Annotated in this window: 17 protein-coding genes; 12 read left to right on the plus strand and 5 right to left on the minus strand. The window is 61.3% G+C overall.

What is annotated here, in order from left to right; all coding sequences use genetic code 11:
- Nucleotides 1-4: 4 nt before the first annotated feature.
- Entirely contained in the window at nucleotides 5-535 is a 531-nt protein-coding gene (locus tag FS767_RS02225; RefSeq protein WP_013970507.1) for a DUF5943 domain-containing protein, read from the minus strand.
- A 77-nt stretch (nucleotides 536-612) separates the two neighbouring features.
- The gene (locus FS767_RS02230) at nucleotides 613-1,590 is read right to left on the minus strand and encodes a dipeptidase (RefSeq protein WP_023532386.1); all 978 of its coding nucleotides are present in this window, start codon (nucleotides 1,588-1,590) and stop codon (nucleotides 613-615) included.
- Between the two features lie 285 nt (nucleotides 1,591-1,875).
- On the opposite strand from FS767_RS02230, the gene FS767_RS02235 reads away from it, so the two are divergent.
- The 3 genes from FS767_RS02235 to FS767_RS02245 all read left to right on the plus strand — a co-directional run bounded on the left by FS767_RS02235 (nucleotide 1,876) and on the right by FS767_RS02245 (nucleotide 3,721).
- Nucleotides 1,876-2,277, plus strand: a complete 402-nt coding sequence (locus FS767_RS02235) for a lysozyme inhibitor LprI family protein (protein WP_144964039.1) — start codon at nucleotides 1,876-1,878, stop codon at nucleotides 2,275-2,277.
- 117 nt (nucleotides 2,278-2,394) lie between these two features.
- On the plus strand, nucleotides 2,395-3,111 hold the full coding sequence (locus tag FS767_RS02240; RefSeq protein WP_144964040.1) for a hypothetical protein: 717 nt from the start codon (nucleotides 2,395-2,397) through the stop codon (nucleotides 3,109-3,111).
- A gap of 58 nt (nucleotides 3,112-3,169) precedes the next feature.
- Nucleotides 3,170-3,721, plus strand: coding sequence for a hypothetical protein (locus FS767_RS02245; RefSeq protein WP_144964041.1), 552 nt, complete (start codon nucleotides 3,170-3,172; stop codon nucleotides 3,719-3,721).
- Here the strand turns inward: FS767_RS02245 and FS767_RS02250 are convergent.
- The gene (locus FS767_RS02250) at nucleotides 3,718-4,674 is read right to left on the minus strand and encodes a GlxA family transcriptional regulator (RefSeq protein WP_144964042.1); all 957 of its coding nucleotides are present in this window, start codon (nucleotides 4,672-4,674) and stop codon (nucleotides 3,718-3,720) included. The two genes, FS767_RS02245 and FS767_RS02250, sit on opposite strands and share 4 nt — an antisense overlap.
- 142 nt (nucleotides 4,675-4,816) lie before the next feature.
- Here FS767_RS02250 and choX point away from each other — a divergent pair, with 142 nt between their 5' ends.
- The 5 genes from choX (at nucleotide 4,817) to FS767_RS02275 (ending at nucleotide 8,794) form a co-directional block, all read left to right on the plus strand.
- Complete coding sequence (gene choX / locus FS767_RS02255; RefSeq protein WP_058602960.1) at nucleotides 4,817-5,761, plus strand: choline ABC transporter substrate-binding protein; 945 nt, start codon at nucleotides 4,817-4,819, stop codon at nucleotides 5,759-5,761.
- A gap of 119 nt (nucleotides 5,762-5,880) precedes the next feature.
- Complete coding sequence (locus FS767_RS02260) at nucleotides 5,881-6,765, plus strand: 3-keto-5-aminohexanoate cleavage protein (RefSeq protein ID WP_058602959.1); 885 nt, start codon at nucleotides 5,881-5,883, stop codon at nucleotides 6,763-6,765.
- Nucleotides 6,766-6,783: 18 nt separating this feature from the next.
- Nucleotides 6,784-7,749 carry an L-carnitine dehydrogenase gene (locus FS767_RS02265; protein WP_144964043.1) on the plus strand — a complete coding sequence of 322 codons (966 nt, stop codon included), beginning with the start codon at nucleotides 6,784-6,786 and terminating at the stop codon, nucleotides 7,747-7,749.
- A gap of 10 nt (nucleotides 7,750-7,759) precedes the next feature.
- A complete protein-coding gene (locus FS767_RS02270) occupies nucleotides 7,760-8,236 on the plus strand; it encodes a thioesterase family protein (RefSeq protein ID WP_144964044.1) in 477 nt (158 codons plus the stop codon).
- A 300-nt stretch (nucleotides 8,237-8,536) separates the two neighbouring features.
- Nucleotides 8,537-8,794: a hypothetical protein gene (locus FS767_RS02275; RefSeq protein WP_023532364.1), complete on the plus strand. Its 258-nt coding sequence runs from the start codon at nucleotides 8,537-8,539 to the stop codon at nucleotides 8,792-8,794.
- A 99-nt stretch (nucleotides 8,795-8,893) separates the two neighbouring features.
- Here FS767_RS02275 and FS767_RS02280 read toward each other — a convergent pair whose 3' ends face one another.
- Nucleotides 8,894-10,000 carry a GlxA family transcriptional regulator gene (locus tag FS767_RS02280; protein ID WP_023532694.1) on the minus strand — a complete coding sequence of 369 codons (1,107 nt, stop codon included), beginning with the start codon at nucleotides 9,998-10,000 and terminating at the stop codon, nucleotides 8,894-8,896.
- A 447-nt stretch (nucleotides 10,001-10,447) separates the two neighbouring features.
- Nucleotides 10,448-11,824, minus strand: coding sequence for an L-serine ammonia-lyase (locus tag FS767_RS02285; protein ID WP_144964045.1), 1,377 nt, complete (start codon nucleotides 11,822-11,824; stop codon nucleotides 10,448-10,450).
- Between the two features lie 440 nt (nucleotides 11,825-12,264).
- Here FS767_RS02285 and FS767_RS02290 point away from each other — a divergent pair, with 440 nt between their 5' ends.
- The 4 genes from FS767_RS02290 (at nucleotide 12,265) to FS767_RS02305 (ending at nucleotide 17,257) form a co-directional block, all read left to right on the plus strand.
- The gene (locus FS767_RS02290) at nucleotides 12,265-13,212 is read left to right on the plus strand and encodes a choline ABC transporter substrate-binding protein (protein WP_023532510.1); all 948 of its coding nucleotides are present in this window, start codon (nucleotides 12,265-12,267) and stop codon (nucleotides 13,210-13,212) included.
- A gap of 82 nt (nucleotides 13,213-13,294) precedes the next feature.
- On the plus strand, nucleotides 13,295-14,143 hold the full coding sequence (gene choW, locus FS767_RS02295; RefSeq protein WP_178102701.1) for a choline ABC transporter permease subunit: 849 nt from the start codon (nucleotides 13,295-13,297) through the stop codon (nucleotides 14,141-14,143).
- Complete coding sequence (gene choV / locus FS767_RS02300; RefSeq protein ID WP_023532472.1) at nucleotides 14,140-15,318, plus strand: choline ABC transporter ATP-binding protein; 1,179 nt, start codon at nucleotides 14,140-14,142, stop codon at nucleotides 15,316-15,318. Before choW ends, choV begins: the two co-directional genes overlap by 4 nt.
- Before the next feature lie 196 nt (nucleotides 15,319-15,514).
- Nucleotides 15,515-17,257: a potassium/proton antiporter gene (locus FS767_RS02305; protein WP_023532459.1), complete on the plus strand. Its 1,743-nt coding sequence runs from the start codon at nucleotides 15,515-15,517 to the stop codon at nucleotides 17,255-17,257.
- Nucleotides 17,258-17,269 lie beyond the last annotated feature (12 nt).

Consider the following 17,269-nt stretch of genomic DNA (forward strand, 5'->3'; position numbering starts at 1 on the left):
CGGCTTACAACGGCTTCGTTACGAACAGGCCATCTTCGTGGCCTTCTTCCGACCCGCCATATACCTGCTCGGCAACGGTGCGGATCGAGCTGCCGCGGGCAGCAAGAATCTGGTCCATGGCACCGGCGAACCAGCCAGTGAACATGTAGTCGACCTTGCGGCCGCACTTGCCATAGACATAGACGAAAGCCGAGTGCTTGAGCTTGACGCTGCACGTGCCCTTGTCCAGATCGATGTCCTGAATCTCGAACAGCCCCCAGCCGCGCTGGCTCAGGCGTTTCATGTAGTGCTCGAAGACCGCGACCCCTTCCAGGCCATGGCACTCGGCTTCCTTCTCGCACCAGTGCCACGCCGACTTGTAACCGGCCTTGTAGAGAATTTCGGCGTACTTGTCGGCGCCCAGGACTTCTTCGATGCCCATGTGGTTGTTGACGAAGAAATGGCGTGGCACATACAGCATCGGCAAGGCGTCGCTGGTCCAGACACCGGTCTCGCTGTCGACTTCGATTGGCAATTGGGGGGCGATCTTGGCCATGGAAACTCAACTCCAGAAAAAATTTTTATTGGGTTGCCCCGGCGTTGCTGGCAGGGGCTTGAAGCTTGGAGAGCGGCTTATTCGCCCCAGACGTCTTTCAATACGTTGACCCAGTTCTCGCCCATGATCTTGCGAACCACACGCTCGGAGTGGCCACGTTTGAGCAAGGTCTCGGTGAGGTTGGGGAACTCGCCCACGGTGCGAATGCCCAGTGGGTTGATGATCTTGCCGAAGTTGGTCAGGCGACGGGCGTAGCCCTTGTCGTGGGTGAGGTATTCGAAGAATTCCTTGCCGTGACCTTGGGTGAAGTCGGTACCGATGCCGATGGCATCTTCACCCACGATGTTCATGGTGTACTCGATGGCCTCGGCATAATCGTCGATGGTCGAGTCGATACCCTTGGCCAGGAACGGTGCAAACATGGTCACGCCAACGAAACCACCGTGGTCGGCGATGAACTTCAGTTCCTCATCGGACTTGTTGCGAGGGTGCTCCTTGAGGCCCGATGGCAGGCAGTGGGAGTAACACACCGGCTTTTTCGATTCGAGGATGACTTCCTCGGAGGTCTTGGAGCCGACGTGGGACAAGTCGCACATGATGCCGACGCGGTTCATTTCGGCAACGATCTCGCGACCGAAGCCTGACAGGCCGCCGTCGCGCTCGTAGCAGCCGGTGCCCACCAGGTTCTGGGTGTTGTAGCACATCTGCACGATGCCCACGCCCAGCTGCTTGAACACCTCCACGTAACCGATCTGGTCTTCGAAGGCATGGGCGTTCTGGAAGCCGAAGAGGATACCGGTCTTGCCCAGTTCCTTGGCCTTGCGAATGTCGGCGGTGGTGCGCACGGGCATCACCAGGTCGCTGTTCTCGCGGATAAGCTTCTGGCTGGCGGCGATCTGGTCGACGGTGGCCTTGAAACCTTCCCAAACCGACACGGTGCAGTTGGCGGCGGTAAGGCCACCTTTGCGCATATCCTCGAACAGCTCGCGGTTCCACTTGGCGATGATCAGGCCATCGATGACGATGCTGTCGGCGTGTAATTCGGCTGGGCTCATCAGGCGTCCCCTTTTATTGAATGGGCTGGCGCCAAACCTTGTGCCGGCGCTTTGGGGCCAGCATATGCCTGTGCCCCGAGGCGCCCCGATGCAAAAACGACAGGGGGTTTGCCGAAAGCGTCAACGCGCGACAACGCGCGCTCTGGCGCGGTCTGTGGCGATGAGACACAGTCTCGATAACGACCATGGAGAGTCCTTTGATGAACACTCTGCCCAGGTGATACCGTACGCGCCGAGAGTGCGCGAGAATCGTCGGCATTCGTCAGCCGGTGGAGGAAACAGCGAATGAAAACGATGGCAGCAGTGGTACTGCTGGCGGTGGTGGCGGCAGCCCAGGCCGGCGAGGAGGAAAATACCCCGTGCGACAACGTCGAGACAGAGGCGCAAGCCCATGCCTGCGCAGCGTTCAACAAGCATGCCTCCGAGCGGGAGCTGAAATCGGCTTATGACGAACTTCTCCAGCGCGTTCATGACGCGTTCGACGACAAAGGCAGCATTGCAGCAACGATGATCGAGCGCTTGAAACAGGCTCAGGGGCTATGGACGCAGCTTCGCGATGCCGATTGCAAGGCGGAAACCTCCGCCCTGCCAACCAACGGCGGGGCTTACCAGGCAGCCTGGGACACCTGCGTTGCGCAGCGCACTGATGACCGGTCCGAGTACCTGCAATCGATTCTGCAACAGTAGAGTGGGACTGCCTGGTTAGGAAAAATTTGCGGCTTATTCATCAAGCTGGCTCGTATCAAAGTGACTGCCAAGCGCCCTTATCCAAGGCGCTTCACCCACTTAACAGGAGTCGCAGATATGACCGTGAACCTCACTAAAACCGACATGGACAGTGCCATCGCTGCCTTGAAGAAAGAAGGCGAAGAGCGGGCCGTCATGGTGGCCAACACCGTGTGCATCTTCGCACCAGACGTACCGGCCAGCGTCGCTGAAGACGTGCTGGACGGCATGCGCCTGATGAACCTGTCGGCGAACAAGAAGTTCGACAAGGAAACGCAGCAGCGCGAGTGGTACAACTTCTACAATGACGGGCTCGGCAAGTTCGGCTGGACGCTCACTGGCGCCGCCCACGTCGAAGAGGCAATCGACAAGGACACCCATACCCTGGCAACCCTGGTGCCAGAAATCGTCTCGGTGCAGATTGGCCACAGTCATCGCCTGAACCGCTGCGTCAAACGCTCTTTCGAAGTGATCGTCAAGACACCCAAGGCCCAGCAGTTGCTGGAAGAAAGCGCCGCGAGCGTTTCCGGTAAATCCAGCACCGTGCAGATTTCGACCTGCGAAATGTCGCCACAGGGGCTGCCGATCATGCACATGACCAGTGTTCAACTGAGCTACGACAAAGCTGAGAAGACTGCCGGCGCCACTGGCCGCACCCTCGACAAGTCCAATACCCGCGTGTATCGCGCCTCGCAGCAGGGTTCCTTCAGCATCCGCCACTTCAATGCCATGCGCGAAGCGGTCAGGCTGAAACTGGCTAGCCAGGCCATCGATATTCTGGCCCTGGACATCTGACCAAGCCCTGGCGCCGCGCTGCGGCGCCAGGCTTCCCTGTTTGCCGAAGGCCTATCTAATGCCCATGGAAGTTGTCAGCCACCCTTACGAGGACCTGCAGGGCTGCCTGCGCGTGGCGCAGTTGGAAGCCAACCTTGTCCACAATCAACACCTGGACAATCAACGCTGGTTCGAGCATTTTCTGAACAACCTGGAGCGCTACGGCGCCTTGTTATTCGGGCGGACCACCAGGACGATACCTTACGTGCCCACCGAGGCAGTTTTCGAAGATATCTTCTCGGGTTGGATACCCGCCCCCCAAAGCAAGAATCTCAAGTTCCAACGTGTGGGCAACGACATTCTGCAGGGCCTGAAGCAGCCAGACCTGGCCTTGTTGAAGACTCGATCGGCAAGCTCACACATGCTCATCGACTTCGACACTGACGAGGCGGCGCGGCCCGTGGCCATCGTTCTGCACATGGCCTGCTCGACCCACCCAGATACGAGTCGAACCAAGGCGTTGCTTGAACTGGATCACTTGGGTATCCGGCTTGTCGATGAGTACGCAGCGCTGCACAGAGACTGCGTAGAACGACGTCTCGAGGCGCATAGCAGCGTCGATCACCTCTAATTCGGCGGTGACGACTTCAAGACCTTGCGCTCTTCGCGTGGGCAGCGCCCGAAGCGTCGCTTGTAACGTCGGGTGAAGTACGACGGCAGTTCAAAACCGCATGCCACGCTGACCTGGGTGATCGTCATCTGGGTCTGGCGCAGCAACTGGCAGGCCTTGTCCAGGCGCAGGCCAAGGTAAAAGCCGCTGGGCGTATCGTTGAGATGCAACCTGAACAGGCGCTCCATCTGACGACGCGTGATCATCACGCGCGCGGCCAGTTCCGTAGTACCAAGGGGATGTTCGGTGTGCTTTTCCATCTCTGTGATCACCTGCACCAGCTTGCGGTTGCTGATGCCATAGCGTGCAGCGATCTGCATGCGCTGATGATCCTGGCGCGGTCGAATACGGCTCAACACGAACTGCTCGGAAACCTGCACGGCGAGCTCGGCGCCATGGGCCTGGGCGATCAGATCGAGTATCAAGTCGATCGAAGCGGTCCCGCCCGCACAGGTGATGCGTTGCCGGTCAATTTCGAACAGCTCCTGGGTGGCATGCAGGCTGGGATAGTTTTCCCTGAACGCATCCAGCGCCTCCCAATGCACGGTCGCACGATGACCATCGAGCAAGCCTGCCTCGGCCAGCACTACAGCGCCAGTATCGATACCGCCTAGCATGACGCCCTCGTGCCCCAGGCGCCGTAGGCTTTGCTGAAGCTTGGGGGCGTAGCAGCGCAGGGGTTCGAAGCCTGCCACGATCAGCAATGTACTGCAGGGCATATGCGCGCCCAGCGCTGCATCGGCATTGACTGACATGCCATTGCTGGCGTTCACGGCGCTCCCATCCAGGCTCAACACCTGCCAGTGGTATGCCTGGGCTTTGAACCTGTTGGCCACGCGCAGAGGCTCCAGGGCACTGATGAACCCCATGGCAGAGAAACCGGGTAACAACAGAAAGTGGATGATCTGCGCCATGGCATGCTCCAGCGAACAGGTCGCCTGCGTGCAAATGTTGGTCGCCGGCGTGCGATTTTCAATAGTGCCACCAGCGTAGCGTGTTCACACGGTCCGCAGAGACCGCCACCATAACAATCTGTACTGCCGATGGAGAGCCACCATGCACAGCTTGATCCGCCGCAGCCTGTTGACCTTGGCCCTGACCAGCCTTGCTACCCCCTCGCTTTACGCCGCCGATGCCGCTGCTTGCAAGAATGTCCGTCTGGGCGTGGTCAACTGGACCGATGTGATCGCGACCAGCGCCATCGCCCAGGCTTTGTTCGATGGCCTGGGTTACACCACCAAGCAAACCAGCGCGTCGCAGCAGATCATCTTCGCTGGCATTCGCGACAAACGCCTGGACATGTTCCTGGGCTACTGGAACCCGATCATGACCCAGACCATCACCCCCTTCATCGATGCCGGGCAGGTCAAGGTCATGGACAAGGCCAGCCTCGAAGATGCCCGGGCCACCTTGGCAGTGCCCAAATACCTGGCGGACAAGGGGCTGCGCACCTTCGCCGACATCCATAAATTCGAGAAGGAACTTGGGGGCAAGCTCTATGGCATCGAGCCGGGTTCGGGCGCCAACACCCAAATCAAGGCCATGATCGCCAAGAACCAGTTCGGCCTGGGCAAATTCCAGCTGGTCGAGTCTAGCGAAGCGGGCATGCTGGCCGCCGTGGACCGGGCAGTACGGCGCAAGGAAGCCGTGGTGTTCTTCGGCTGGACCCCACACCCCATGAACGTGAACATCGACATGGTGTACCTCGGGGACAGCCAGGACGCACTCGGCCCGGACGAGGGCCGCGCGACGGTGTGGACCGTCACCGCACCCGATTATGCCGCGCGCTGCCCCAATGCAAACCGTCTGCTGGCCAACCTGAGTTTCAGCGCCGAGGACGAGAGCCGCATGATGCAGCCACTGCTCGATCACAAGGACGCGCTGGAATCGGCGCGCCAATGGCTCAAGGATCACCCCGAGGACAAGGCCCGCTGGCTTGAGGGTGTGACCACCTTCGATGGCAAGCCGGCCGCCGACAATCTCAAGCTTACCGCCAACTGAAACCGCCCCGTCACCGACAAACCAGCCCCTACAGGTCCACGGACACCAAGGTTCGTCCAGAACCTTGCAGGGGTCGGCTTGCCGGCGAAAAGCCCACAACAGATCGCACAGGATCCCCCATGAACCACGACGTCATCATTACGTGCGCCCTGACCGGCGCCGGCGACACCGCCTCAAAAAGCCATCTGGTCCCCGTCACGCCGAAGCAGATCGCTGCAGCGGCCGTGGAAGCCGCCAAGGCCGGCGCCACAGTGGTCCACTGCCACGTACGCGACCCGCAGACGGGGCGCTTCAGCCGTGATGTCGCCCTGTATCGCGAAGTCATGGAGCGCATTCGCGAAGCCGACGTGGACATCATCGTCAACCTCACTGCCGGCATGGGCGGCGACCTGGAAATCGGGCCCGATGAAAACCCCATGGCATTCGGGCAGGGCACTGACCTGATCGGCCCGCTCGAACGCCTGGCCCACGTGGAGGCGTTATTACCGGAAATCTGCACCCTGGACTGCGGCACCCTCAATTTCGGTGACGGCAATTCCATCTACGTTTCCACGCCCGCGCAACTACGCGCCGGTGCCCGGCGCATTACGGAGTTGGGGGTCAAGGCAGAGCTGGAAATTTTCGATACCGGCCACCTGTGGTTCGCCAAGCAAATGATGAAGGAAGGGCTGCTCGACAACCCCTTGTTCCAGCTGTGCCTCGGGATACCGTGGGGCGCACCGGCTGACACCACCACCATGAAAGCCATGGTCGACAACCTGCCCGCCAATGTCACCTGGGCCGGCTTCGGTATCGGCCGCATGCAGATGCCCATGGCCGCGCAGGCCGTGTTGCTCGGCGGAAACGTGCGAGTCGGCCTGGAAGACAACCTGTACCTGGACCGTGGCGTACTGGCGAGCAACGGCCAGTTGGTCGAGCGCGCGGTAGAGATCATTTCGCGCCTGGGTGCCCGAGTCCTGAGCCCCGCAGAAGGCCGGGCAAAGATGAACCTGAACCGTCGCTGATCGCTTCTGGAGACCCGCATGACCTTCATCACTGACATCAAGACATTTGCCGCGTTGGGCAGCGGCGTGATCGGCAGCGGCTGGGTTGCACGCGCCCTCGCCCATGGCCTGGACGTGATCGCCTGGGACCCGGCGCCAGGCGCCGAACAGGCCCTGCGCAAACGCATCGCCAACGCCTGGCCTGCCCTGGAGAAACAGGGCCTTGCGCCTGGCGCATCGCAAGCCCGCCTGACCTTTGTCGACACCATTGAGGCGTGCGTGGGCGAGGCTGATTTCATCCAGGAAAGCGCGCCTGAGCGGCTGGACCTGAAGCTCGATTTGCATGCACGGATCAGCGCCGCTGCCAAACCCGATGCAATCATTGCCAGCAGCACGTCGGGCTTGTTGCCCAGCGAGTTCTACGCCTCGGCCGTTCACCCTGAGCGCTGTGTGGTAGGCCATCCTTTCAACCCGGTTTACCTGCTGCCGTTGGTCGAGATCGTCGGCGGCAAGCAGACTGCGTCGCAGGCCATCGAGGCGGCCAGCACTGTTTATACCGCCCTTGGCATGCGCCCGCTGCACGTGCGCAAGGAGGTCCCCGGTTTCATCGCCGACCGGCTACTCGAAGCGCTGTGGCGCGAGGCGCTGCACCTGGTCAACGACGGGGTCGCCACCACGGGTGAAATCGACGACGCCATCCGTTTTGGCGCGGGCCTACGCTGGTCGTTCATGGGCACCTTCCTGACCTACACCCTGGCCGGTGGCGATGCCGGCATGCGCCACTTCATGTCGCAATTCGGGCCAGCATTGAAGCTGCCGTGGACCTACCTGCCGGCACCGGAGCTGACCGACAAACTGATCGACGATGTGGTGGAAGGTACGTCGCAGCAACTGGGTGATCGCAGCATCGCCGCGCTGGAACGCTACCGGGATGACACGCTGCTGGCGGTGCTGGCAGCGGTGACCACCAGCAAGGCCAACCATGGCATGTCGTTCAGCGACTGAGGAGAGCACGATGCCTGCATTGATCACCTACCGGACCCAGGTGCTGGAAGACTGGGTCGATTACAACGGTCACCTGCGTGATGCGTTCTACCTGCTGATATTCAGCTACGCCACCGACGCGCTGATGGAGCGCATTGGGCTGGATGCCGAAAGCCGTGGTCAGAGTGGCAACTCTCTGTTCACGCTCGAGGCGCACATCAACTACTTGCACGAGGTAAAGCTGGGCACCGAGGTGTGGGTGCAGACGCACATCGTCGGTTTTGACCGCAAGCGCCTGCATGTCTATCACAGCCTGCACCGCGCGGGGTCTGAAGATCCATTGGCGGCGAGCGAACAGATGCTGCTGCATGTGGACCTCGCGGGGCCGAAATCCGCACCCTTCAGTCAGCGCAGCAGCGCTGCCCTGGCCGCCACCCTCAATGCTCAGGGGCCTTTACCGGCCAACGCCTATACCGGGCGGGTGATCCGCCTTCCAGCGAACGGCTAGGGTCTTGCGAGCGATTGAAAATGGATAGGTGATCTGCAAAAAAATAACCCCGGAAAGCCGTGAGCATCCGGGGCCAAGAGCGAGCAACATCCACTGTGCACGAGTGAGGGTGACCAAACCCTCCGTAGCGGTAGATGACTAGAGTGTGCGCAGTTCCTGGGCAGCGGATTTAGCCGGAAACGACCTGTTCATAGCCAAAGCGGCCACTCTGCCCTTTCGAGGTTGCGAGCATGACGGCGGCGCCACAGAATCGGTCGTGATCACTGCAGCACTCTCTATGCGATAAAAGGGACAACAGCCATGATGCATGCCGATTTGATTGATCAAGACGACCTGGCGGGCCATCTGCGGGCACGCGGGTTCGACATTCCGGCCGGTGCCAGCGCCGAGCAGGCGTGTGAGGCCGTAGTACGCGGGCTCACCGAACCGAACGCGCGGGCGCTCAAGGGGATGGTCGAGCAGATGTACGCGGGCAGCGCCACCCTCTTACCGGCCGTGCGGCAGGCGATTGATAAACAGCTGCTGCCAGCCTTGGCGCAATTCAACAAGCGCGCCTGAGCGATTGCTCCGATGCCGGCGTGATCGTCGGCAAGCCGGCCCTTAGATGGGCCGTGCGATGCCGGCGAACGGGCTGCAGCGCAGCCCTGAGCTGAGCCCTTAGAGCCTTACACTGGCAAACGTTGACTCATTACGCGCCTGGCTCAATGCCGCCATCGGACCACTGTGGGGCGACAGGGTGATGGCCTGTGGAATCGGCATCATCGCCACCTGCTGGGTGGTATTGGAGCCAACACGCTCGTCGCGCGGTGGAATGCCGAAGTATTCGCGGTAGCACTTGGAGAAGTGCGGCGTGGACACGAAGCCGCAGACCGAAGCCACCTCGATGATCGACATCGGCGTCTGCTTGAGCAACTGGCGTGCGCGTATCAGCCGCAGCTTGAGGTAATAGCGCGAAGGCGAGCAGTGCAGATACTTCTGGAACAGCCGCTCCAGCTGCCGACGCGACACGGATACGTAGACGGCGAGTTCGTCCAGGTCGATTGGCTCCTCGAGGTTGGCTTCCATCAGCGCGACGATTTCCTGCAGTTTCGGCTGATTGGTGCCCAGCATGTGCTTGAGCGGTACGCGCTGGTGGTCCTGCTCGTTACGGATGCGCTCGTAGACGAACATCTCGGAAATGGCCGCCGACAATTCCCGACCATGATCGCGGCTGATCAAGTGCAGCATCATGTCCAACGGCGCGGTGCCGCCAGAGCTGGTGAAGCGGTTGCGGTCGAGCGTGAACAGGCGGGTGCTCATGTTGACCCGTGGGTAGGCCTCCTGCATGGCCGCCAGGCATTCCCAGTGCACGCTGCAATCGAAGCCGTCGAGCAGGCCGGCACAGGCCAGCGCCCAACTGCCGGTGCACACTGCCCCAAGGCGGCGCGACTGGCGAGCCTGGGCTTGCAGCCAGGTCACGTGCTCACGGGTCACGGTGCGCTGGATACCCACACCGCCACAGACGATGACCGTGTCCATGGGGGGTGCGCTGTGCATGGCGGCATCGGGTGTGATCTGCAAGCCGTCGCTGGCCCAGACCTGGCCGCCATCGACGGTCAGGGTATGCCAGCGGTACAGCTCGCGGCCGGACAGCTGGTTGGCCATGCGCAGCGGCTCGACCGCCGAGGCCAAAGAAATGAGGGTGAAGTTGTCCAAGAGAAGAAACCCGATGGACTGGGGGGTTGTGCGGTTCTGGGTTGGGTTCCCGGAGGTGTACGACGTCATCGCGATTTCTCCTCACACAAATGCAGGGCGTGCCTCAGGCGGACACTGATTTCTTGTTATTGCCCCGGGGTCGTCCACGGGGCTTGGTTGTCTATCACTACGCAAACGCCGTGCCTGAAATTGAACAGCTATCCGAAAAAACCTGAAAACGACCTACTCAGTCGTCAAAATCAGGACTTTCCTACAAGTCTGTTACAGCGCTCAAACAGGCGTTCTAGGCGGCATGCGTGTAACCCCTGAGCACTTTGGTGACACGCATTACCCAAGTTGCCCAGAAACGACACTCTTGAGTGTCACCGACAACGCCTGCACCGATCGCGACATCCGACTGACGGTAGGCATCGTCTTGCACGTTTTAAGGTCACGAGGTGGTGCTTTGCACCGTTATGATGAGCGTGGTGCCAGCGCCGATCGCTCGACGATGACACCGCAGGTCGAAGAAGTGCATCAGCACTCGATGGCGCTGACGGCAAGGCCGCCGCGCGAGGTTTCCTTGTACTTGTCGTGCATGTCGGCACCTGTATCACGCATGGTGCGGATCACCTGGTCGAGGGAGATGAAATGCTCGCCATCACCACGCAACGCCATCTGCACGGCGTTGATGGCTTTCACCGCAGCAATTGCATTGCGCTCGATGCAGGGCACCTGCACCAGCCCGCCTACCGGATCGCACGTCAGGCCCAAATTGTGCTCCAGGGCAATCTCGGCTGCGTTTTCGACCTGGGGCGGGGTAGCGCCCAGTACCTGGGCAAGTCCTGCAGCGGCCATGGCGCAGGCCGAGCCCACTTCACCCTGACACCCCACCTCGGCCCCTGAGATCGAGGCGTTCTTCTTGCACAGGATGCCCACGGCGGCGGCCGCCAGGAAGAAATCCACCACGCTGGACTCGTCCACCTCGTCACTAAAGCGCATGTAGTAGTGCAGCACCGCCGGAATGATGCCGGCCGCGCCATTGGTAGGCGCGGTGACCATGCGCCCGCCTGCGGCGTTTTCCTCGTTCACGGCCAAGGCGAACAGGTTGACCCATTCCATGGCGCTCATGGTCGAGCCGATCACATTGGGCTTGCCGATTTCCTGCAGGCTGCGGTGCAGCTTGGCAGCACGACGACGGACATTCAGCCCGCCCGGCAGCGTGCCTTCGTACTTGAGCCCATTGTTGACGCACTCCTGCATGGCATCCCAAAGCGTGTGCAGGCCGGCCCGAATTTCTGCCTCGCTGCGCCAGACCCGTTCATTGGCCATCATCAATTGCGACACACTCAGGTCGTTTTGCTTGCACAGGCGCAACAGCTCGGCCGCGCTGTTGAAATCGTAGGGCAGCACGGTCTGGTCGGCGTCCAGTACGCCACTGGCGGCCTGGGCGGCATCGACCACGAAGCCACCGCCGACTGAGTAGTAGGTGTCTCGGTGAATTTCGCCCTGCTCGCCTTCTGCCAAAAGGGTCATGGCGTTCGGGTGGTAAGGCAGGTTCTCGTCAAGCAGCAGCATGTCACGGGCCCAGATGAAATCGATGGGCAGGCGGTTATCGAGTTTGAGCACCTGGGTTTCGCGCAGGTCGGCAATACGCGGGACGATCTGGGTAGGGTCAATGGCGTCTGGCCATTCGCCCATCAGGCCCATGATGGTGGCGTTGTCGGTTCCATGGCCGATACCGGTAGCCGACAGCGAGCCATACAGGCGCACCTCGACCCGCTTTACCTGTTCCAGCTCGCCGCGCTCGCGCAGCCCCTGGACGAACAGGGCACCGGCTCGCATGGGGCCGACGGTATGCGAGCTGGAAGGCCCGACACCGATCTTGAACAGGTCGAACACGCTGATGGCCATTGTCGAATCACCTCTTGCTGGGCTTGTCTGTACGCGCAATGCGCAGGGCGGGGCAGCTGCTAGGCTGGACTGCAGGCCGCCTTCAATGCACGCATCATCGGGCTTTTGCCACCCTGCTCGCCGTCTGCAACCGACGTAGTCTTGTCCAGCCGCGCCGCCTGTTTTGCAGGCTCAGTGCGCCGCTTTCCAGTGCCTTGGTGACGCAAAAAAGCGGCAGGATGGGTAGAAGAATCCATAAGCGACATTGCCCATACTGGATGCGACCCGTTGCGTACTGGATACGACCCCACCAGTAGGCGATTGCCCGGCGCTGGAGGATTATCGAAAGCGACTCGTAAAGCACGGCCACGCAACCTGCCCTCTGCAGGCCTGATCGATCGGACCCTCAGAACGTCCGACGAACCACGCGAACCCGAAGACAAAATCACAGGAGTCCACCCATGAAAGGTTCACCCTCGCTGTTGCTGGTCGCGTTGCTGTCCGCACCGGTACTGGCCCAGGCCGCAGAACCCGAGCAGTGCCAGACGGTGCGGTTTTCGGATGTCGGCTGGACCGACATCACGGTAACCACGGCCACCACCAGCGCTGTGCTCGACGCCCTGGGCTACAAGACGCACACCACCATGATCTCGGTGCCGGTGACCTACAAGTCGCTGGCGGCCGGCAAGGACCTGGACGTGTTTCTCGGCAACTGGATGCCGACCATGGAGAACGACATCAAGCAGTACCGCGACGCCGGTACGGTCGAAACCCTGCGCGCCAACCTGGAAAACGCCAAGTATACGCTCGCAGTACCGCAAGCCCTGTACGACAAGGGCTTGAAGGATTTCAGCGACATTCCCAAGTTCAAGGATGAGCTAGGCGGCAAGATCTACGGGATCGAGCCGGGCAACGATGGCAACCGCACCATCCAGAGCATGATCGACAAGAACGCCTTCGGCCTGAAGGACGCCGGCTTCAAGATTGTCCAGTCCAGCGAGGCCGGCATGCTTTCCCAGGTGGACCGCTCGCAGAAACGTGGCGAGGCCATCGTGTTCCTGGGATGGGAGCCGCACCCGATGAACACCCGGTTCAAGATGCAGTACCTGACCGGTGGCGATGAGTTCTTCGGCCCCGATTTCGGCAAGGCGACGGTATACACCAATACCCGCAAGGGGTATGCGCAGGAATGCAGCAACGTCGGCCAACTGTTGAAGAACCTGTCGTTCGAGCTCAAGGACGAAAGCACCATGATGGGCTATGTCCTGGACGACAAGATGAAGCCTGACGCCGCTGCGCGCAAATGGCTCAAGGACAATCCCGGCAAGCTGGACACCTGGCTGGCAGGCGTGACCACTGTGGATGGCAAACCTGGCCTCGAGGCGGCCAAGGCCAAGCTGACGCAATAACCGAACTACGCAGTAGCGCTACCTCGGGGCAGGACCGTGCCCGCCCCGGGTTGATTTCAATCTACGCAGGTGGAAGCTCGCTATCATGCTTATCGATCAGAAAATACCCCTGGGCCAGTACATGTCCTCGTTCGTCGAGTGGCTGACCCAGCACGGCGCGAATTATTTCGACGCCATCGCCCAAGGCCTGGAGTTCATGATCCATGGCGTCACCAGTACCCTGACCTGGTTCAACCCGCTCGTGCTCATCGCCCTGTTCGCTGCACTGGCGCACCTGATCCAGCGCAAGTGGGCATTGACCGCCTTCGTCGCATTGTCCTTCCTGCTGATCCTCAACCTGGGCTACTGGCAGGAAACCATGGAAACCCTGGCCCAGGTCAGCTTCGCCACCGTGGTCTGTGTGGCCATCGGCGTGCCGCTGGGTATCGTCGCCGCACACAAGCCGATGTTCTACACCGCCATGCGGCCGGTGCTCGACCTGATGCAGACGGTCCCCACCTTCGTCTACCTGATCCCTACCCTTACCCTGTTCGGCCTGGGCGTAGTGCCTGGGTTGATCTCGACGGTGGTGTTCGCCATCGCCGCCCCCATCCGCCTGACCTACCTGGGCATCTGCGATGTCCCCCAGGAACTGATGGACGCCGGCAAGGCCTTTGGCTGCTCGCGCCGTCAACTGCTCACCCGTATCGAACTGCCCCATGCGATGCCGAGCATCGCCGCAGGTGTCACCCAATGCATCATGCTGTCGCTGTCGATGGTGGTGATCGCCGCCCTGGTGGGCGCCGACGGCCTGGGCAAACCCGTGGTCAACGCACTGAACACCGCCGATATTTCCCTGGGCTTCGAAGCGGGCCTGGCAATCGTGCTGCTGGCGATCATGCTCGACCGTATCTGCAAGCAACCGGAGCTGCCGGCCAGGAGTGAAGCATGAGTATCATTCGATTCGAAGACGTCGACGTCATCTTCTCCAACAAGCCACGCGAAGCGCTGTCGTTGCTGGACCAGGGCAAGACCCGCGAAGAGATTCTCAAGCAGACCGGCCTTGTGGTCGGCGTAGAGAAAGCCAACCTGGACATCCAGAAAGGCGAGATCTGCGTGCTCATGGGCCTTTCCGGTTCGGGCAAGTCCAGCCTGCTGCGCTGTATCAACGGGCTGAACACCGTGAGCCGCGGCAAGCTGTTCGTGGAGCACGAAGGCAAGCACATCGATATCGCCCACTGCACCCCGGCTGAACTGAAGATGATGCGCACCAAGCGTATCGCCATGGTGTTCCAGAAGTTCGCCCTGATGCCTTGGCTCACGGTGCGCGAGAACATCAGCTTCGGCCTGGAAATGCAGGGCCGCCCCGAGAAGGAACGGCGCAAGCTGGTCGACGAAAAACTCGAACTGGTAGGCCTGGCACAGTGGCGCAACAAGAAGCCCGATGAATTGTCCGGCGGCATGCAACAGCGCGTAGGCCTGGCACGCGCGCTGGCCATGGACGCCGACATCCTGCTGATGGACGAACCGTTCTCGGCCCTGGACCCTTTGATCCGCCAAGGCCTTCAGGACGAACTGTTGACCCTGCAGAGCCAGCTGAACAAGACCATCGTCTTCGTCAGCCACGACCTGGACGAGGCGCTCAAGCTGGGCAGCCGGATCGCGATCATGAAGGACGGACGGATCATCCAGTACAGCAAGCCCGAGGAAATCGTGCTGAACCCGGCCGATGAATACGTGCGCACCTTCGTGGCCCATACCAACCCGCTGAACGTGCTGTGCGGACGCAGCCTGATGCGCTCGCTGGACAACTGCAAGCGCGTCAACGGTTCGGTCTGCCTGGACCCCGGCGGCGACTCGTGGCTGGACCTGGGTGAAGGCAATTCGATCAAGCGTGCGCGGCAAGGCCAGAATGGCCTGGAGATGCAAAACTGGGCGCCTGGGCAGGCAGTGGAAGGCCTGAGCCGCAGGCCAACCCTGGTGCATGCCGACATCGGCATGCGTGAGGCCCTGCAGATTCGCTACCAGACCGGCAACAAGCTGGTGCTGCAGGAAAACGACAAAGTCGTGGGCATTCTGGGAGACACCGAGCTGTATCACGCGTTGCTGGGCAAGAACCACGGTTGATTGCACGAGGGCCGCACTCGCGGCCCTCTTCTTTGAGGGGAGCGGTTCGCGCTGCGGGCTAGCTTGCCTACATCTTCAGAAACGCTTTACAGGCTGCCAATTCATCAGGTTAGAATCGGTTGGCACGCGACCTGCTAGCAAACATCGAATACGCGCTACCACGTCTTCCCTCCTCGTTGTCCCGGAGTACCTGCCTTTGGATGCCAGTACCATCAATAGCCTGTTCCTGATCGGCGCATTGCTGGTAGGGGCAAGCATCCTGGTCAGTTCGCTGTCGTCGCGGCTCGGCATCCCGATTCTGGTCATTATCCTGGCCGTCGGCATGATCGCTGGCGTGGACGGGGGTGGCATCATTTTCAACAACTACCCGACCGCCTACCTGGTGGGCAACCTCGCGCTTGCCGTGATCCTGCTCGACGGTGGTCTGCGCACGCGGGTAGCAAGCTTCCGGGTCGCCTTGTGGCCGGCGCTTTCGCTGGCAACGGTCGGGGTCATGATCACCACGGCGCTGACCGGCATGGTGGCGGCCTGGTTGTTCGACCTGAGCCTGATCCAGGGCCTGCTGATTGGCGCCATCGTGGGCTCCACCGATGCCGCGGCGGTCTTTTCACTGCTGGGCGGTAAAGGCCTGAACGAACGGGTCACCGCCACGCTGGAAATCGAATCGGGTAGCAACGACCCGATGGCGGTTTTCCTCACCGTGACCCTCATCGACATGATCGCCAGCGGCCAGACCGGGCTGCACTGGAGCCTGCTGGGCCACCTGCTGCGCGAGTTCGGCATCGGCGGGCTGCTGGGGCTGGGCGGCGGCTGGGTGATGCTGCAGCTGGTCAACCGCATCAACCTGGCAGGCGGCCTGTACCCGATTCTGGTCGTGGCCGGTGGCCTGGTGGTCTTCTCGCTGACCAACGCCCTGCATGGCAGTGGTTTCCTGGCGGTCTACCTGTGTGGGCTGGTGCTGGGCAACAAGCCGATCCGCAGCCGCCACGGCATTCTGCACATGCTCGACGGCATGGCGTGGCTGGCCCAGATCGGGATGTTCCTGGTGCTAGGCCTGTTGGTGACGCCTCACGACCTGCTGCCTATCGCCCTGCCGGCACTGGGCCTTGCCCTGTGGATGATTCTGATCGCACGCCCCTTGTCGGTGGTCGCCGCACTGCTCCCCTTCAAGGCGTTCCACGACCGCGAGAAGGCCTTCATTTCCTGGGTGGGCCTGCGCGGCGCCGTGCCCATCATCCTGGCGGTATTCCCGCTGATGGCCGGCCTGCCGGACGCCCAGCTGTTCTTCAACCTGGCGTTCTTCATTGTCTTGGTTTCGCTGCTGGTGCAGGGCACCAGCCTGCCCTGGATGGCCAAACTGCTCAAGGTGACGGTCCCGCCAGACCCGGCGCCCATTTCACGCTCGGCACTGGAAGTGCACATCACCAGCGAATGGGAGATGTTCGTCTATCGCCTGGGTGCCGAAAAGTGGTGCATTGGCGCAGCGCTAAGGGAGCTGAAGATGCCAGAGGGCACGCGCATCGCCGCGCTGTTCCGTGGCGAACAATTGCTACACCCTTCGGGCAGTACGGTGCTGGAAGTGGACGACATGCTGTGCGTGATCGGGCATGAGCACAACCTGCCTGCGCTGGGCAAACTCTTCAGCCAGGCACCCCAGCGCGGCCTGGACCTGCGCTTCTTCGGCGACTTCGTGCTCGAAGGCGATGCCGAGCTCGGCGCCGTGGCATCGCTCTACGGCCTCAACGTCGACAGCCAGGATGCCCACATGCCGCTGGCGCAGTTCATCCGACAGAAGGTCGGAGGCGCGCCAGTGGTAGGCGACCAGGTCGAATGGCATGGCACGATCTGGACCGTGGCGACCATGGACGGGAACAAGATTCAGAAAGTGGGCGTCAGATTCCCCGAAGGATCGCGACCAGGACCAGGATTGTTCCTCTAAACTTCGTTTCTG

Origin of the sequence: Pseudomonas sp. DE0010 (assembly GCF_007680745.1) — a bacterium.
GTDB classification, from domain to species: Bacteria; Pseudomonadota; Gammaproteobacteria; order Pseudomonadales; family Pseudomonadaceae; genus Aquipseudomonas; species Aquipseudomonas parafulva_B.

Coding starts and splice junctions, on each gene's coding strand:
- FS767_RS02250 (WP_144964042.1), bottom strand. CDS start 4,674: ATGGCGCAGATCATCCACTTTCTGTTGTTACCCGGTTTCTCTGCCATG.
- FS767_RS02275 (WP_023532364.1), top strand. CDS start 8,537: ATGATGCATGCCGATTTGATTGATCAAGACGACCTGGCGGGCCATCTG.
- FS767_RS02240 (WP_144964040.1), top strand. CDS start 2,395: ATGACCGTGAACCTCACTAAAACCGACATGGACAGTGCCATCGCTGCC.
- FS767_RS02260 (WP_058602959.1), top strand. CDS start 5,881: ATGAACCACGACGTCATCATTACGTGCGCCCTGACCGGCGCCGGCGAC.
- FS767_RS02235 (WP_144964039.1), top strand. CDS start 1,876: ATGAAAACGATGGCAGCAGTGGTACTGCTGGCGGTGGTGGCGGCAGCC.
- FS767_RS02290 (WP_023532510.1), top strand. CDS start 12,265: ATGAAAGGTTCACCCTCGCTGTTGCTGGTCGCGTTGCTGTCCGCACCG.
- FS767_RS02230 (WP_023532386.1), bottom strand. CDS start 1,590: ATGAGCCCAGCCGAATTACACGCCGACAGCATCGTCATCGATGGCCTG.
- FS767_RS02270 (WP_144964044.1), top strand. CDS start 7,760: ATGCCTGCATTGATCACCTACCGGACCCAGGTGCTGGAAGACTGGGTC.
- FS767_RS02225 (WP_013970507.1), bottom strand. CDS start 535: ATGGCCAAGATCGCCCCCCAATTGCCAATCGAAGTCGACAGCGAGACC.
- choV (WP_023532472.1), top strand. CDS start 14,140: ATGAGTATCATTCGATTCGAAGACGTCGACGTCATCTTCTCCAACAAG.
- FS767_RS02265 (WP_144964043.1), top strand. CDS start 6,784: ATGACCTTCATCACTGACATCAAGACATTTGCCGCGTTGGGCAGCGGC.
- FS767_RS02245 (WP_144964041.1), top strand. CDS start 3,170: ATGCCCATGGAAGTTGTCAGCCACCCTTACGAGGACCTGCAGGGCTGC.
- FS767_RS02285 (WP_144964045.1), bottom strand. CDS start 11,824: ATGGCCATCAGCGTGTTCGACCTGTTCAAGATCGGTGTCGGGCCTTCC.
- FS767_RS02280 (WP_023532694.1), bottom strand. CDS start 10,000: ATGACGTCGTACACCTCCGGGAACCCAACCCAGAACCGCACAACCCCC.
- choX (WP_058602960.1), top strand. CDS start 4,817: ATGCACAGCTTGATCCGCCGCAGCCTGTTGACCTTGGCCCTGACCAGC.